At 63.2% G+C, this 15,699-nt stretch carries 14 protein-coding genes, 2 tRNA genes and 1 riboswitch; of the genes, 1 reads left to right on the forward strand and 15 read right to left on the reverse strand.

The annotated features are described in order from the left end of the window. Positions 1 to 70 precede the first annotated feature (70 nt). The 13 genes from AB0N65_RS03650 to AB0N65_RS03710 all read right to left on the reverse strand — a co-directional run bounded on the left by AB0N65_RS03650 (position 71) and on the right by AB0N65_RS03710 (position 13,580). Positions 71 to 143, reverse strand: a tRNA-Ala gene (locus AB0N65_RS03650). A 218-nt stretch (positions 144 to 361) separates the two neighbouring features. Continuing rightward, positions 362 to 434, reverse strand: a tRNA-Ala gene (locus AB0N65_RS03655). Between the two features lie 116 nt (positions 435 to 550). Further along, a complete protein-coding gene (gene rsfS, locus AB0N65_RS03660) occupies positions 551 to 955 on the reverse strand; it encodes a ribosome silencing factor (protein ID WP_364157816.1) in 405 nt (134 codons plus the stop codon). A 57-nt stretch (positions 956 to 1,012) separates the two neighbouring features. Beyond that, positions 1,013 to 2,245, reverse strand: coding sequence for a hypothetical protein (locus AB0N65_RS03665; protein ID WP_364157819.1), 1,233 nt, complete (start codon positions 2,243 to 2,245; stop codon positions 1,013 to 1,015). Positions 2,246 to 2,252: 7 nt separating this feature from the next. Continuing rightward, positions 2,253 to 2,927 carry a nicotinate-nucleotide adenylyltransferase gene (gene nadD / locus AB0N65_RS03670; RefSeq protein WP_364158010.1) on the reverse strand — a complete coding sequence of 225 codons (675 nt, stop codon included), beginning with the start codon at positions 2,925 to 2,927 and terminating at the stop codon, positions 2,253 to 2,255. A 4-nt stretch (positions 2,928 to 2,931) separates the two neighbouring features. Beyond that, a complete protein-coding gene (locus AB0N65_RS03675) occupies positions 2,932 to 3,171 on the reverse strand; it encodes a hypothetical protein (protein WP_364157821.1) in 240 nt (79 codons plus the stop codon). Positions 3,172 to 3,254: 83 nt separating this feature from the next. Further along, positions 3,255 to 4,619 (reverse strand): glutamate-5-semialdehyde dehydrogenase, encoded by a 1,365-nt coding sequence (locus tag AB0N65_RS03680; protein ID WP_364157824.1) that lies wholly within the window; start codon positions 4,617 to 4,619, stop codon positions 3,255 to 3,257. Next, positions 4,616 to 5,794 carry a glutamate 5-kinase gene (gene proB, locus AB0N65_RS03685; protein WP_364157826.1) on the reverse strand — a complete coding sequence of 393 codons (1,179 nt, stop codon included), beginning with the start codon at positions 5,792 to 5,794 and terminating at the stop codon, positions 4,616 to 4,618. The genes AB0N65_RS03680 and proB overlap by 4 nt, the downstream gene beginning before the upstream one ends. Next, complete coding sequence (gene obgE, locus AB0N65_RS03690; protein ID WP_364157829.1) at positions 5,784 to 7,370, reverse strand: GTPase ObgE; 1,587 nt, start codon at positions 7,368 to 7,370, stop codon at positions 5,784 to 5,786. Before obgE ends, proB begins: the two co-directional genes overlap by 11 nt. 136 nt (positions 7,371 to 7,506) lie before the next feature. Beyond that, a complete protein-coding gene (gene rpmA / locus AB0N65_RS03695) occupies positions 7,507 to 7,770 on the reverse strand; it encodes a 50S ribosomal protein L27 (RefSeq protein ID WP_070347479.1) in 264 nt (87 codons plus the stop codon). A 60-nt stretch (positions 7,771 to 7,830) separates the two neighbouring features. Further along, positions 7,831 to 8,139 carry a 50S ribosomal protein L21 gene (gene rplU, locus AB0N65_RS03700; protein WP_021470684.1) on the reverse strand — a complete coding sequence of 103 codons (309 nt, stop codon included), beginning with the start codon at positions 8,137 to 8,139 and terminating at the stop codon, positions 7,831 to 7,833. Positions 8,140 to 8,518: 379 nt separating this feature from the next. Beyond that, on the reverse strand, positions 8,519 to 10,039 hold the full coding sequence (gene thiD / locus AB0N65_RS03705; protein WP_364157832.1) for a bifunctional hydroxymethylpyrimidine kinase/phosphomethylpyrimidine kinase: 1,521 nt from the start codon (positions 10,037 to 10,039) through the stop codon (positions 8,519 to 8,521). Continuing rightward, positions 10,030 to 10,128: riboswitch (TPP riboswitch) on the reverse strand. Its footprint overlaps the gene before it by 10 nt. Before the next feature lie 209 nt (positions 10,129 to 10,337). Then, positions 10,338 to 13,580 (reverse strand): Rne/Rng family ribonuclease, encoded by a 3,243-nt coding sequence (locus AB0N65_RS03710; RefSeq protein WP_364157834.1) that lies wholly within the window; start codon positions 13,578 to 13,580, stop codon positions 10,338 to 10,340. 468 nt (positions 13,581 to 14,048) lie between these two features. Between AB0N65_RS03710 and AB0N65_RS03715 the strand changes: the two genes are divergently transcribed. Continuing rightward, positions 14,049 to 14,720: a vitamin K epoxide reductase family protein gene (locus AB0N65_RS03715; RefSeq protein ID WP_364157837.1), complete on the forward strand. Its 672-nt coding sequence runs from the start codon at positions 14,049 to 14,051 to the stop codon at positions 14,718 to 14,720. A gap of 65 nt (positions 14,721 to 14,785) precedes the next feature. Here AB0N65_RS03715 and ndk read toward each other — a convergent pair whose 3' ends face one another. Both ndk and AB0N65_RS03725 read right to left on the reverse strand, forming a co-directional pair. Then, the gene (ndk, locus tag AB0N65_RS03720) at positions 14,786 to 15,205 is read right to left on the reverse strand and encodes a nucleoside-diphosphate kinase (RefSeq protein ID WP_364157840.1); all 420 of its coding nucleotides are present in this window, start codon (positions 15,203 to 15,205) and stop codon (positions 14,786 to 14,788) included. Positions 15,206 to 15,246: 41 nt separating this feature from the next. Next, positions 15,247 to 15,699, reverse strand: a complete 453-nt coding sequence (locus tag AB0N65_RS03725) for a DUF4233 domain-containing protein (RefSeq protein WP_364157843.1) — start codon at positions 15,697 to 15,699, stop codon at positions 15,247 to 15,249.

A 15,699-nucleotide genomic window follows, 5' to 3' on the forward strand; every position in this document is an offset into this window, starting at 1 on the left:
TACACCCCTCTAAGAGTTTCCCGCAGAAACAGAAAAACCCCGCTCTACCGAGCGGGGTTCTCATCCGAAGTGGAGCTGAGGGGACTCGAACCCCTGACCCCCTGCATGCCATGCAGGTGCGCTACCAGCTGCGCCACAGCCCCGGAAAGTTGCTGGTCCGGTGAGGAAGACTTCCCTTCCTGCCGAAGCAACTCGTCAATACTAACCACATTCCCTCGAGAAGCGAAATCGAGGCAGAGTGAACTGCATCACGCATCCGGGTGAGCTCGAAGTGCCTCTGCGCCGCCCGGATATGCGTGGAAACGACAAAGGTCCTGCTTTCCGGATGACATGTCTTCATCACGAAAGCAGGACCTCAAAGTGGAGCTGAGGGGACTCGAACCCCTGACCCCCTGCATGCCATGCAGGTGCGCTACCAGCTGCGCCACAGCCCCATATCCTTGCCGTTTCACCGGGAGTTTTTCTACTATTCCCGCCGAAGCAACTCAAATATCTTAGAACAGCGAATCCGATAATTCCAAATCGGGCATATTCGGACGCCGCGCTCCTGCTACTGCTCAATATCCTCGGCAGAAACAGCATTGGCGGAGGCTTCGTCACCCAGTTCAAGGTCTACCACCGGGCAGTCCTTCCACAACCGCTCAAGCGCGTAGAAGACACGGTCTTCCGCATGCTGGACGTGGATGACGATGTCGGCATAGTCCAACAGAACCCAGCGGCCTTCCGACCGGCCCTCGCGGCGGACCGGCCGGAGATCCTGCTTCAGCAGTTCTTCCTCGATGCCATCGACGATGGCGTTGACCTGGCGTTCAGTCGGAGCAGAGGCGATGAGGAACACGTCAGTCAGGGCAAGCCTTTCGCTGACATCCAGGGCGACGATGTCTTCTGCGAGCTTGCCTGCAGCGGCACGCGCGGCGTGACGGGCGAGGGTGATGGATTGTTCATGTGCAGACACGGGGACTCCTTGTTATGGCCGATGGCCTTGATGTGGCGTAAGCCGTTTCCAGCGGAACTAACCGCTCGTAATCATGATGATGCCGACAATGAGCGCCACGATGCCCAACGCGAGGACACCGTATTGCAGCAGCCTGTTGCGCTGCGCCCTGGCCAGGCCCGCAGTACTCGCGTCGAGGGGATCGAGACCGTAGGCAGTGCTGGCGGAAACGGGGGGACGTTGGGCTTCCTCGACCGGTTGGTCGGCGGTGACAGGACGTTTCCGGGCATTCCGGGCAAGAGCTTCGGCCCTGGCCAGGACACCCGCACGGCCGCGCGCACCCTTTCCGGGGGCAGCAGGAGAAGAAGTCTCAAGTTTTGGTCCAGAAGACGTCACTACCGGCACGAAAGTTGTGCTGGGACGCTTCATGACGGGGCGCTCGATGCCCGGAACCTTCACGAACTCCAGCGGGGTGACCATGGCGAGGTTATTTGCCGTTGAGGGGCCACCCGCAGCGGCAGGCGTTTTGGCGTTGCCGGCTTGGTGCTGTTCAGCCTGGTTCTGCTCCGCGAGCTTTTGCTTGGCCGCAGCGCGCTTGTTCAGGACCGCGGCACGTTCGGCAAGCGCAATCTGCTGCGCCAGGACTTCCGGATCCACTGCAAGCGGATCCTGCTCGGCGATATGCTCCAGCTTGGCTGTCTGGTTCTGCACCTGCGCCGCAATCAGTTCGCGGACTGCGAGAGCCTGCTCTACTGACATCTCCTGGCCATTCGCCGCAGGCTGCTTTTCGCCCTGGGTGGTGGCTTTGACTGGAGGTGCCTCGCCGGATCCTGAGGAATCAGGCGATCCAGCCGGTGAGGAGGGTGAAGACGTGGACGGTTGCAGCTTGGCACCGGGTGCGGGAATAATCGGGTTGGCCGACGTAGCGACTTCAGCCTGCAGCTGCTGCAGGCGCAGTTGCCTGCGCGTAGGCGGACCGCCCCCGGACAGTTGCTCCTCTTTGTCCGCCAGCTCCTTGATGGTGCGAAGGGCTGCGCGGTCCCGTGCGCGGATTTGGGAGGACCGTTCCTGTGCCGCTGACCCAAGGGCGTCCACAGGTGCGTCGGCAGCACGCCGATTACGGGCGCTTCCCTGGGCATCGGGTCCTTGAGCCTCGGATCCTTGAGCAGCGGCGACTTTCTGGCCAGCAGGAGGTGCCGTAGCCGCTGCGGCGTCTACAGCCACTGTCGCTTGGGCCGCTTGTTGCTGCTCTTCGCGGGCCCGGCGAAGCTCACGCCGGCTACGGATGGGTCGCTGTTCCTGGCTGCTCATTCAAAACTCATTCAGTACGTGCTTGGTCGTCTGATCCGGACAATGACGGCGCGAACTCATTTGCCGCAGGCTTCGCGGCATACAGTCCATACTTGGCGATGTACTGCACCACGCCGTCAGGCACGAGATACCACACCGGGTTTCCTTCATTCACGCGGTTTCGGCAATCCGTGGAGGAAATAGCCATGGCCGGCACCTCCAGAAGACTCACGTCATCCGTGCGACCCAAATCATTCAGTTCGTGTCCGGGACGGGTAACACCGACGAAGTGCGCCAGCGACCAGAGCTCGTCCACGTCTTTCCAGGAAAGGATCTGGGCCAAGGCGTCAGCACCCGTGATGAAGAAGAGGTCCGCATCGGGACGCTGCGCCCTCAGGTCACGCAACGTGTCAATGGTGTACGTAGGGCCCGGGCGGTCCACATCCACACGGCTTACCGTGAACCGGGGGTTCGAAGCGGTAGCAATCACCGTCATCAAATACCGGTGTTCCGGCCTGCTGACCTTCTTGCTTGACTTCTGCCAAGGCTGGCCGGTGGGCACGAAGACCACTTCGTCCAAGTCAAACTTGGCGGCGACCTCACTGGCAGCCACAAGGTGGCCGTGATGGATGGGATCAAACGTGCCACCCATCACGCCCAGCCGAAGCCTGCGCTCCGATTCCCCACGCGGTGTTGCGGCGATGATGTTAGTGGCCCTGCTTGTGGGTGTGCTTGTTCGGGTGCTGGCGGTGCGGATCCGAGTGCTCTTCCACGGCTTCGTGGCGGTTGCCCAGGTTGGTGTAGGAGAGGGTGACGAACATGAGAACCAGCAGGAGGGCGAACATCACAACACCGAAGACCCACGGCTCTGCCCACAGCGGAGCAAGTTCCTCGTGGCCGCCTTCGGTTTGGGCGGCAATGGACGTGGCGATCTGCTGAAACAGCATCTTCTCCCCTAGTTGGTTCTCAAAGGATTCTTGACGGCGGACCTTTCCACCGTTCCGGACTTCTGTTCTATGTTACAGCGTTGCTAGCCGCGGATCTGGCCTTCACCCTGGACGATCCATTTGGTGGTGGTCAGCTCGGTCAGGCCCATGGGGCCGCGGGCGTGCAGCTTCTGGGTAGAAATTCCAACTTCTGCTCCCAAGCCAAGCTCGCCGCCGTCGGTGAACCGCGTTGAGGCATTCACGATCACCGCAGCAGAATCGACCTCGGAGATGAACTTCTCGGCGTTGGCCAGGTTGTTCGTCAAGATTGCCTCGGTGTGCCCCGTCGTCCACGTACGGATGTGCTTGACGGCGTCGTCGAGGCTGTCAACCATGGCGACCGCAAGGTCAAGGTCCATGTACTCCGTTGCCCAATCCTCATCGTCGGCAGGAACGGTTTCCACGTCCTTGCCCAAAGCCGCGGCAATTCGCTCGTCCACATGGAGCCTGACTCCGGCCGAGCGCAGGGCGGCAGCAACCGCGGGAAGCACAGGTGAACCGGAGTGGACCAGCAGGGTTTCCACCGTGTTGCACACACTCGGCCGCTGGGTCTTGGCGTTCAAGAGAATATCCACTGCCATCTCTTCGCTGGCCGACTCATCGATAAAGATATGGACGTTGCCCTCGCCGGTTTCGATGACGGGCACGGCAGAGTTGGTGACCACGGTCTGGATGAGTTCCCTGCCACCACGCGGAATCAGGACATCCACCCGCCCACGGGCACGCATCAGCACGTTGGCGCCCTCGCGACCGTACTGGTCTACCGTCTGTACAGCGTCCGCGGGCAGGCCTACGGAATCGAGGGCTTCGCGGAGGATCCGCACGAGGGCTTCGTTGGTGTTGGCTGCAGCAGAGCCGCCACGCAAAATAACGGCATTTCCGCTCTTCAAGGCCAGCCCTGCGATGTCCACGGTGACGTTGGGGCGGGCTTCGTAAATGGCCGCCACGACGCCCATGGGAACGTTGACCTGGCGAAGGCGCAGGCCATTGGGCAGGGTTTGTCCACGGACCACGTTGCCCACAGGATCCGGCAGCCCCGCGAGGTTCTCCAGTGCAGCTACCAGGCCATCAATGCGGGCAGGAGTAAGGGTAAGCCGGTCCAGCAGCGCGGCCGACGTACCGTTGGCACGGCCGGCAGCAACGTCCTTGGCGTTCGCGTCCAGTATGTGCTTTCGGTTGTCCAGCAAGGCCTGGCCAATCGCGTGCAGGGCCCGATCCTTCCACGCGCGGTTGGCCTGGCCCATGCGCCTGGCGGCATTCCGGGAGCGGTCTGCAATGGAATAGACGGCAGCTTGAAGGTCCTCCGGAGACAACGGAACGCCGCCTGCCACGGGGCTCTCCGGCGTAGCGGCGGCAGCACCGGAAACGTCGGAAATCACAGGGGCGTCAGGGGTCAGCGCTTCAGTCATGCTCCAAGTTTAGATGAGCGGGCGGCCCGGAGGAGCACGAGGTCGTCAACATGAACAACTTCGCGGTCGTAGCCCCGGCCCATCGCCTGTCCGAGTTCCTGGGTGGAGCGTCCCAGCATGCGCGGCAGCTCCTCCGAGGAGTAGTTCACCAGGCCACGGGCTATCACGGTCCCGTCCAGGGCAACCATCTCGATGGCGTCCCCGGCCTCAAAGTCACCGGCGATGTCTGAAATTCCAGCGGGAAGCAGTGACCGATGCCGGTCGCGCACGGCTTTCACCGCGCCGTCGTCGAGCACCAACCGCCCGTGGACCGTGGCGAGGTGGGCCAGCCACAAAAGGCGGACGGGCTTCCGGTTCCCGTTGACGGCAAACCAGGTTCCCACATCCTCGCCCGCCAGGGCAGCGGCGGCATTGGCCGTTGACGTGACCAGGGCATGGATCCCGGAACCGGCGGCGATGGACGCGGCCTCGACCTTGGTCATCATCCCGCCTGTACCCACACCGGCCTTGCCGGCCTTGCCAATGGTTACCCCTTCCAGGTCCTGCGGACCTCGCACCAAGGGGATCCGCTGTGCTCCTTGCGACGGTGGTCCGTCGTAGAGCGCGTCGACGTCGGACAACAGTACAAGGGCGTCGGCGCGAACCAAGTGAGCCACCAAGGCTGCCAGGCGGTCATTGTCCCCGAAACGGATTTCATGTGTGGCCACGGTGTCGTTTTCGTTGACTACGGGCACCACGCCAAGGTTCAGGAGACGGTCCAGCGCCCTGAAGGCGTTGGTGTGCTGAGTCCGGCGCATGAGGTCGTCCGCGGTCAGCAGCACCTGGCTGACAGTGACCCCGTGAGCGCTGAAGGCCTGCGTGTAGCGGGCCATCAAAAGGCCCTGCCCTACGCTGGCCGCCGCCTGCTGGGTGGCAAGGTCCTTGGGTCGCTTGGCCAGGCCCAACGGCGCTAGACCGGCTGCGATGGCCCCCGACGAAACAAGGATGATCTCCGTGCCAGCGTTGCGTTTGTCCGCCAAGGCGTTGACCAGCCCTGTCAGCGACCTCTCCGAGATCCCGCCCTTGATGCTGGTCAGCGAGGACGAACCGACCTTGACCACAATCCGCTTGGCTGCGGCCAGCGCCTGCCGCTCAAGAACTTCTGCGTTCGGAGCTTCGGCAGTCCTAGTCGTCATCACCGGTATCCAGGGTGCTTTCCTTTACGGGTTGGGCGCGACGGCGGCTGACGGACTCGGTCCAAATCCCCGCCTTGCGCTCGGCTTCGAGCTCTGCCCGCGCTGCGGCTTTGGCTTCGCGTCGCTCGATCTGCTCTTCACGCTTCTGCGAACGCGTGGGACGATCCCCGATATCAGCGATGCGGATATCGGTGCCACGCGGAGTTGCCAGAAGCTCGGCTCCGGCCATCATGGTGGGCTCCCAGTCAAAGACCACGCCGTCATCTTCACCGATGACCACGGTGTCCCCGGGCTTGGCGCCGACCTTGAAGAGCTCCGTCTCAACACCGAGCTTGGCAAGGCGGTCAGCGAGGTAGCCAATGGCTTCCTCATTGGTGAAGTCGGTCTGCTTGACCCACCGGACAGGCTTCTCGCCAAGCACGCGGAAGAGCGGTTCGAGGTTCTTCTCCTCGCGGCGAATGCGGAAACCGGTCTCGTTGACGGCACGCGGACGCAGTACGGGCGGGGCAACCTTGGGAGGTGCGGTCTCAACGGCATCCCGGGCCGCTTTAACGATCTCAGCCATGGCGAAACCGAGCTGGCGCAGGCCCTCATGGCTGGTAGCAGACACCTCGAAAACCCGGTAGCCGCGGGCTTCGAGATCGGGGCGTACGAACTCCGCCATATCCTTGCCGTCCGGGAGGTCCACCTTGTTCAGGACCACCAGTTTGGGCCGCTCGTTGAGCGGAACCACTTCGCCATCGGCACCTGCGTAGCTCATATCGACGGCGTACTTCTCCAACTCCGCCTCGATGATGGCAAGGTCGGAAAGGGGATCACGGTCGGATTCCAGCGTGCCGCAGTCAAGGACGTGCACCAACGCGGCGCAGCGCTCTACGTGGCGGAGGAAGTTGTGGCCAAGGCCTTTGCCCTCACTGGCGCCCTCGATCAGCCCGGGGACATCGGCAATGGTGAAGCGGACGTCACCGGCCTGGACCACGCCAAGGTTGGGAATGAGGGTAGTAAACGGGTAGTCGGCGATCTTGGGGCGTGCAGCCGACATGGCAGCAATGAGGCTCGACTTGCCCGCGGAGGGGAAACCGACCAGTGCGATGTCTGCAATCGACTTCAATTCCAGGACGATGTCGCTGGATTCACCCTCAATGCCGAGAAGGGCAAAACCGGGCGCGCGTCGCTTCTGCGAGGAAAGCGCGGCGTTTCCGAGGCCGCCCTGGCCACCGGCGGCAGCAACAAATTCCGTGCCTTCACCCACCAGGTCAGCCAGGACTTCCCCGTCCTTGGTTTTCACCACGGTGCCGTCCGGCACGGGAAGAACCAGGGTTTCGCCGTTCTTGCCGCCCCGCCAGTCGCCCATGCCCGGGCCACCGTTGGTGGCGTGGCGGTGCGGGGCATGGTGGTAGTCCAGCAAAGTGGTGGTTTGGGCAGACACGCGAAGGATGACGTCTCCTCCGTTGCCGCCGTTTCCGCCGTCGGGACCACCCAAGGGCTTGAACTTCTCCCGCTTGACAGAGACACAGCCGTGGCCGCCGGTTCCGCCGGATACGTGCAGGACTACCCGGTCTACAAAGCTGGCCACGTGAATCTCCTCTGGTGCTGCGTTCAGCACAATTGCTGTTTCCAGGGCCCACGGCGGCGCCCTAGTAGATTGTAATGCTGTTAAAAGAACGGTGGAGCGGGCCGTTTGGCCCGCTCCACCGGTTCAGAACTTGTTGTTACTCTGCAGCTGCAGCAGCAACGATGTTCACCACGCGACGGCCGCGGCGAGTACCGAACTCAACCGCACCTGCCTGCAGGGCGAACAGGGTGTCGTCGCCACCGCGACCGACGCCTGCACCGGGGTGGAAGTGGGTGCCACGCTGGCGAACGATGATTTCGCCTGCGGAAACTACCTGACCGCCGAAACGCTTGACGCCGAGGCGCTGTGCGTTGGAGTCACGACCGTTGCGAGTGGAGCTCGCGCCTTTTTTGTGTGCCATGTGAAATGCCTGCCTCTAAATTTCTGGGGAAACTGAAAACCTGAACAGCGGTAACGAAAGTTACGCGATGCTCGTGATCTTGATCTTGGTCAGTTCCTGACGGTGACCCTGGCGCTTCTTGTAGCCGGTCTTGTTCTTGAACTTCTGGATGACAATCTTGGGACCGCGGAGGTCTTCCAGGATTTCAGCCGTGACCTTTACCTTGGCCAGGTCCGCAGCTGCGGAGGTGACCTTGTCGCCGTCAACCAGGAGCAAGGCGGGCAGCTCAAGCGTGCTGCCGGCTCCACCGGGGACGCGGTTCAGCGTTACGTAGTCTCCAACGGAAACTTTTTCTTGGCGGCCGCCTGCGCGGACAATCGCGTACACCACTTGGGTACTCACTTCTCTCGACGTTTCTTACTAAATTTGCGTGCGGAACCTTGAACCGGAATTCGGGCCTGATTCGCGCTGTGCCTCAACGCCGTGGACTTCGGATCGAAGCCCGCGAGTCATCCCATGAACAATTCCAAGGGGCATAACCCAAGTGTTGGCGTAAGCACCGAAGATCAAGATTACGCTAGTTTGACCTTCAGCTGCAAATGAGGCCGGGCCTGGAGGCCGCCAAGTGACGTTTGTCACCAGCTTGAAAGGGGCTCGCCCGGCACCGTGCCCCTACAGCTTACAGCGCCCGGACCCGCATGACGGGATCTGCGAAACGACGCGCGGCAACGGACAACGGAACGGGCAATGCTTCCTTCGAGCCTGAACCTCAGGCGTACAACCTGGGTGCGTCAAAGAAGGCTGTTTCGTAACGGCAGGATTGCGCGAAGGCCTCCACCATCGCAGCGCGCTCGGCGCCGGAAGCCATGCGTGCAGCGACGTCCGTGAAGTCGATGGCTTTCCTGGTTGCCGCGGCAAAGTCCTCGTCGGCGTAGGTCTTGAGCCACTCGGCATACGGGTGGTCGCTGGACGCGCCGGCAGCCACATAGGCTGCGTGGAGTTCCTGGCCTACCTCTGCGTACAACCAGTAGCACGGCAGGATCGCTGCCAGCAGTACCGCGTAACTGCCCGCGGCCGACGATGCCACGAGATGATCAACATACGACTTGGTGACCGGTCCTGTCCGGGTGGAAGCCTGGCGGGTACTCAGCCAGTTCCTGTGCAGTTCCGACTCCACTTCCAGGCATTGCTGTGACGACCGTGCCCAGAACAACTGCTCTTCCTCCGTCGGGGCAAGTGCTGCAGCCCTCGCCAGGACCCTCGAATAGCCGTTGAGGTAGATGGCGTCCTGGGCAAGATAGTAGTTGAACCCGCTTTCCGGAAGAGCGCCCGACTGCAGTCCTTGAATAAAGGGCAGGCCGTAGATGGCCTCCAGTTCCGGCGTCGCTTCCTGCCACAGCCGCGCCGCGAAGTCGCCGGGCCGCAAGGTGTCGGTGAGGTGGTGGAAGTGATTGATCGGTCCGCTGCCGCTGCCGACTTCCAGCCGGTCCGCCGTCGTGAGGGCCTGCAGCAGCCATGGCTTCACCTCGCGCAAGGAAGCTTCCCAGTCACCTGTCCGGGCTTGGACCGTAGCCAGCGCGGAAGAGAGCGAGCAACCGGTACCGTGGCTGTTGACCGTCGCCACGCGGGGACCGGCCACCTCTATCACGTCCTGCCGCAAGAGTCCGCTTGTATTGATCAAGGCATCAGGGCATTCGCCGCCTGCAAGATGTCCTCCCTTCACCAAAACCGTGGTGCCGCATTCAGCTGCGAGCCGTTTCCCCTGGTCGAGCGCCGAGGCCCAGTCTCCGGCCTCGGACTCCCCGAGCAGCATGGCCAATTCGGGAAGGTTGGGAGTGATCAGGTCAGCCAACGGCAGGAGCGTCCGCAATGCGGCCTCGGCAGATTCCCGCAGGAGGCGGTCGCCGCTGGTGGCCACCATCACCGGGTCAACAACCACGACGGCGGGACGTACCTCTTCGAGCCAGGTGCGGACTTCGTGGACAACAGCCGCGTCACCCAGCATCCCGATCTTGACGGCATCGATGGCGACGTCGCTGCTGATGGCAAGCAATTGCTGACGAAGGAACTCCACGGGTGGCACGTGCACCGCGGTGACACCCAGGGTGTTCTGCGCCGTGAGCGCCGTGATCGCCGCCATGCCATAGCCGCCATGGGCAGCGATGCTCTTGAGATCCGCCTGGATGCCGGCGCCGCCCGAGGGATCAGAGCCGGCAATGCTGAGCACCCGGGGATGGGGCCGGCCCACGGCAGCCAGGGGGTAGACAGGAGAAAACGACGATGAAGTCATCAGGACATCCCTTCGCCGGTGCTAACCGGACAGGTTCAACGGGTCTGGATCTCAGCCCGGCCCTTCGCCCGGCACCCCGTGTCAACCTCCAAGCCTAGCCGGGAAGCAATGGCGCCCTGCAACCCATACACCGTTCGGGTCCGGATGTGACCGGCGGCAAATCGGCCGGAGCCGCCTCCCGGCTTGTCCGCACGGCAAAAGGCCCCGCGTTCGCCGCAGTGAGCGGTGAACGCGGGGCCCTTCTGTTCTGGCTCCCATGCCACACGTGCGCTTCTTAGCCACGTGCTTAATTTCCGGGCTAGAGTTCGGAAGCGGGTACTCCGACCCCGAGGATGATGGGCTCTTCCGCCACAGTCTTCTTGACGGGTTCCCCGGGGGCCTTGGCCTCGTGCGATGACCCACCCGCCGCGGAGGCTGCTACCTCGTGGTGCTCAACGCTCGTCTCGTTGGCGGCGCCCTGTGCCCTGCTCGCGCTTCGGTTCCTGCGTCCGCGGCGCCCCCGGGACGGCGATGCGGCCTCGGACCCGGCAGGACGAGAAGCCTCTTCCTCCGGGGCGGGTGCGCCGAGGTGCGAGAATGCTTCGGCCAGAAGATCCAGGCTCATGGCCGGCTTGCTCGCTGCGGGCTCTTCGTGGTGCTCAACGAACGGCAGGGCAACCTCTTCCCCGCCAAAGCGAAGGACGGGAGTGGTCCGCCCTTGCCGGGTGGCGCCTGCCTCATGGGAGTCAGGAGTGTCCGCTCCGCCCGCCTCGGACGATGATTTAGCACTGCCTGTGGTTGCACCAGCGGCATCGGCGTGCTGCTGGCCGGCCGCAGCGCGTGCTTGCTCCTCCGCGCGATGAATCTCGTCGTCGTGCAGGTGGGCCGCATGCGCCGCAGCGGCGATGGTTGCCAAAGCGGCCCTGGTTGCTTCGGCTTTGGCCTGGCGAACCGGGTCAACGGCCTCAACGCTTGCCGTAGGTGCCGGCGGAGCGGAAGAGGTGTGGACCGGCGTCGAAGACTCTGCGGGGCCCTGTCCGCCACCCTTGCCGCGGCGACGCTTGCGTTCCGTCCGGCCTGCGGGTTGTTGAGGTTCCGCATGCGGACGGTGGTGCTCGGCGGCCACGGTGTTTGCGCGGCGGTGTTCCACGGGTTCGTCATGGGTTACGACGCCACGGCCGGCACAGTGCTCGCACTGCTCCCCGAACACCTCAAGCAGGCCGGTGCCCATACGCTTTCGCGTCATCTGGACGAGGCCCAGCGATGTCACTTCCGCCACCTGGTGCTTGGTGCGGTCACGGCCGAGGCACTCCACCAAGCGCCGAAGCACCAGGTCCCGGTTGGACTCCAGGACCATGTCGATGAAGTCGATCACGATGATGCCGCCGATGTCGCGCAGCCGCAGCTGGCGAACCACTTCCTCGGCAGCCTCAAGGTTGTTCTTGGTGACCGTCTCTTCCAGGTTTCCGCCGCTGCCGGTGAACTTACCGGTGTTGACGTCCACCACTGTCATGGCCTCGGTACGGTCAATGACCAGGGAACCGCCCGACGGCAGGAACACTTTGCGCTCCAACGCCTTGTGGATCTGCTCATCAATGCGCCAGGCAGCGAAAATGTCCTGATCCTTGGTCCACTTTTCGAGGCGGCCCACGAGATCGGGGGCAACGTACGTAACGTAGGCCTCGATCGTGTCCCACGCATCGTCGCCGGAAACGATCAACTTGGAAAAGTCCTCGTTGAAGACGTCACGGACCACCTTGATGGTGAGGTCGGGTTCGCCGTAGAGCAGTTCCGGCGCAAGCACCTTGGTGGACGAGGCCTGGCCCTCAATTCCTTCCCATTGTGCCCGGAGGCGGTTGATGTCGTGCGTGAGCTCTTCCTCGGACGCACCTTCGGCCGCCGTGCGGACGATGACACCGGCGTTTTCGGGCAAACGATCCTTGAGGATCCGCTTGAGGCGGTTCCGTTCGACGTCGGGCAGCTTGCGGGAGATGCCGGTCATGGATCCACCCGGCACGTAGACGAGGTAACGGCCCGGGAGCGAAATCTGGCTGGTCAAGCGCGCACCCTTGTGGCCAACCGGGTCCTTGGTCACCTGGACGAGAACCGAATCGCCGGACTTCAGGGCGTTTTCAATACGCCGCGGCTGACCCTCGAGGTTTACCGCGTCCCAATTGACCTCGCCGGCATAGAGCACCGCGTTGCGGCCGCGTCCAATGTCAACGAAGGCGGCTTCCATGGAGGGCAGGACGTTCTGGACCTTGCCCAGGTACACGTTGCCGATCAATGAGTCCTGCTGGGTTTTGGACACAAAGTGCTCAGCCAGCACGCCGTCTTCAAGGACGCCGATCTGTATTCTGTCGTCACGCTGGCGGACGATCATCTGCCGGTCAACCGACTCCCGGCGGGCCAGGAATTCAGCCTCGGTGATGACCTGGCGCCGGCGTCCCGTTTCGCGCGATTCACGGCGCCGCTGCTTCTTCGCCTCAAGACGGGTCGATCCCTTGACACTGGCTACCCTGTTGGAGCTGCTGGAGTCGGTGATCGGCCGGGGCGCGCGCACGCGGGTTACCGTGTTGGGCGGGTCGTCATCCGAGCCGCCGGTCAATTCAAGGTCCTGGTCACCACGGCGGCGCCGCCGACGACGACGTGAGGTCACCCCTTCTTCAAGGGGTTCCTCCGCGGGGGCTTCTTCATCCTCTGCGACGGAACCGTCCTCTGCTTCGGCCTCTTCGCGCTCGGCACCCCGGCGACCACGGCGACCACGGCTCCGGCGACGGCGGCGACTTCCCGAATCATCCGCGTCGCCTTCGGCACGGGCTTCGGACGTCTCCTCTTCGTCCTCGGCCTCGTCCGCGGCGGGGCGAACCACGGTGCTCAGGTCCGGGGCCTGGAAGATCATGGACGTGATGGACACCGGCTCCAGGAACAAGGCGGTGGATCCGGGCGCGGCATCCTCCTGCCCAGGTTCCGCTTCAACGGGCGCGACTTCTGCTGCTGCCTCAACCGACGGCTTTTCGGCGGCAGGCGTCCCTTCGACTGCTTCGGCTTGATCGTCGACCGGAGTCTCAACTGCGACCGGTGCGTCAGCCGCATCAGGAACAGGCTGTTCTTCCGGCGCCATTTCCGGCGTCGAAGTCTCCTCGACCGCCGCCACTGGAGCAACTTCCGCTGCTGCTTCAGCCTTGGGCTCTGCCGCTTCAGCCTGAGGCTTGGCAGTACGACGACGGCGGACCGGCTTCTCCGGGGCGGCCTCCGCGGACGTCGCGGGGAGGGCTTCAGCGGTGGTTTCCGCGTCCAGACCGGGCAGGGTCTCCGCAGGCTCAGTCTTTTTGCGGGCGCGGCTGCGGCGGACCGGCGTGGCGGGTGCTTCCGTTGCCTCTTCCGTTCCGGCAGTCCCGGCCGGAACGGTCCCGGCCTCGGATGCCGGGCTTTCCTCCGCTGCGGGCACAGCCTTTCGTGGCGTTCGTGTGGCCCTGGTCCGGGTGGTCTTCTTGGGCGCTTCCGCAGTCTCCGCGGGAGCTGCCTCATCATTAACGGCTACAACCTGGTCATTATCCATATGTGGCAACACTCCTGCCCCGGCGACGCCGCCACATCCGGCGCCCTATGGGGCAAATATTGTCAAAACCCTCAGGCGTTGACAGAAGTCGGTAGTATTCCTCCCGGTTCGCACCATCATTGGGGTGCGGCAGCCCTGGAAGGCCAGTGGCATTGCTCTGGAACCCGTTGTTCTGCTGCCACAACCAGGTGCCGTCCATTGTCATGGCGGGCCTACCGAGGATCCTTTGTGATCCGGGCATGCCCTGCTCATGCTGGCGGTCTTGGGAACAAGTCACCGGACCGGATTCCGAATGTGGATCGGCGTCCGGCCATGTTCATTCTCTCACACCCCCACGCATACGACAGGTAGGCCCCTGTGTCGGGCAGCATCCACCCGGGGGCTTTGCCCAGCCTGCGGCGTTACAATCCTCCCAAGAGCCGTTCCCGGGACCACCCCGGCTACCTGTCGAAAAGGACTAAACCCGCGATGCCAAGCACCGCCAGGGGAAACCTGGCCAACCATGACTCCACCCCGGTGGAGGAAACCGTCATCCAACCAGGATCCCTGCCCAGGACGGTCCGGGATAGGCCGTTCGCCTGGCTGCTTCTGATCACGGGCGTCATCGGGTGGTTGGCTTCGGGCGCGCTCGTCCTTGAAAAGCTGGAGGTGCTCAAGGATCCGAACCATGTCACGCTGTGCGACGTCAATCCTTGGGTGTCCTGCGGCACGGTGATGCAAACGCCGCAGAGCTCAGTGTTCGGGTTCCCCAACATGTTCATCGGGATTGTTGCTTTTGCCGTGATCATCACCACTGCGATGGGCATCCTTGCCGGTGCAAGGTTTTCGCGCTGGTATTGGTTGGGGCTCCAGGCGGGCGTAACGCTGGGTTTCGCTTTTGTTGTCTGGTTGTGGTCGCAGGCCCTCTATGTCATCCATGTGCTGTGCCCCTTCTGCATGGTGGTATGGGCAGCCATGATCCCGTTGTTCGTTTGGGTGACCATCCGCAACGTATCCCGTGGCGTCATCAAGGCGCCCCCGGCTTTGACGAAGCTCCTGGGTGATTCGGGATGGATTATCGTAGCGCTGCTCTACGTGGCGGTCATCGCCACGATCTTCTTCTCTTTCCTCCATGTCTTCGCCGGGACGTCCGGCTACTAAACAGAAAAACAGCAAAGGCCAATGTTCGCGACGAACATTGGCCTTTGCTGGTTCCCGTGTGGCTTTCAGCCAGCGAACCAGATCTTGATCTCGCGCTCGGCGGATTCGGTGGAATCCGATCCGTGGACAAGGTTCTGCTGCACGGCCAGACCCCAATCGCGGCCGAAGTCGCCGCGGATGGTGCCGGGTGCTGCGGTGGTGGGGTCCGTGGTGCCGGCCAAGGAGCGGAAGCCCTCGATGACGCGGTGGCCTTCGAACACCGCCGCGATGACCGGTCCACTCAGCATGAACTCAACCAGGGGCTCGTAGAACGGCTTGCCCACGTGTTCCTCGTAGTGCAGCTCCAGCAGTTCGCGGGTCGCGTTGACCTTCTTCAGCTCAGCCAGGGCGTAGCCCTTCGCTTCGATGCGGGCGAGGATGCTTCCGCTGAGGTTGCGGGCGACGCCGTCGGGCTTGATCAGGACAAGGGTCCGTTCAATGCTCACAGTTGCTCCAAACGTGGTGGTTGGTGGGTTTCCCAGCCAGTTTACGGGGTTTGCGGACCTGTTTCGTCACGGTGGGCCGCGTCCCATTCGGCCTGCTCGCGGTCGCGCTGCGCAACTTCCCGGTCGATCCGCATTCCCGTCCGGATCCCATACCACCAGCAGATTGCGAACAAGATGCCGACGATGAACATCATCGGTTCAGCCAGTCCCGTCAGGATCAGGAGTACCTGCAGCCCCCAGCCAACACCGATTCCCCACGGTTTGGACAACACCGCGCAGGCCAGGACCAACAGAACGCTGAGCGCGATCCCGATGCCAAGAATGATTCCTGGCGCCACTTCGCCGCGCTTCAGGCCGAAAACCACCAAGGTGCCGAAGAACGCTACAAAGGCTTCAAGCAGCAGCACAGTGGACCCGAACATGACCTTGGTTGAGCGACGCTTCCTGGGCATGCCGGGCCGCCATTCGCGTTGGGCCTTGGTCAATCTCGCCAT

This window comes from Paenarthrobacter sp. NPDC089322, from assembly GCF_040684895.1.
In the GTDB taxonomy this organism is placed as follows: domain Bacteria; phylum Actinomycetota; class Actinomycetes; order Actinomycetales; family Micrococcaceae; genus Arthrobacter.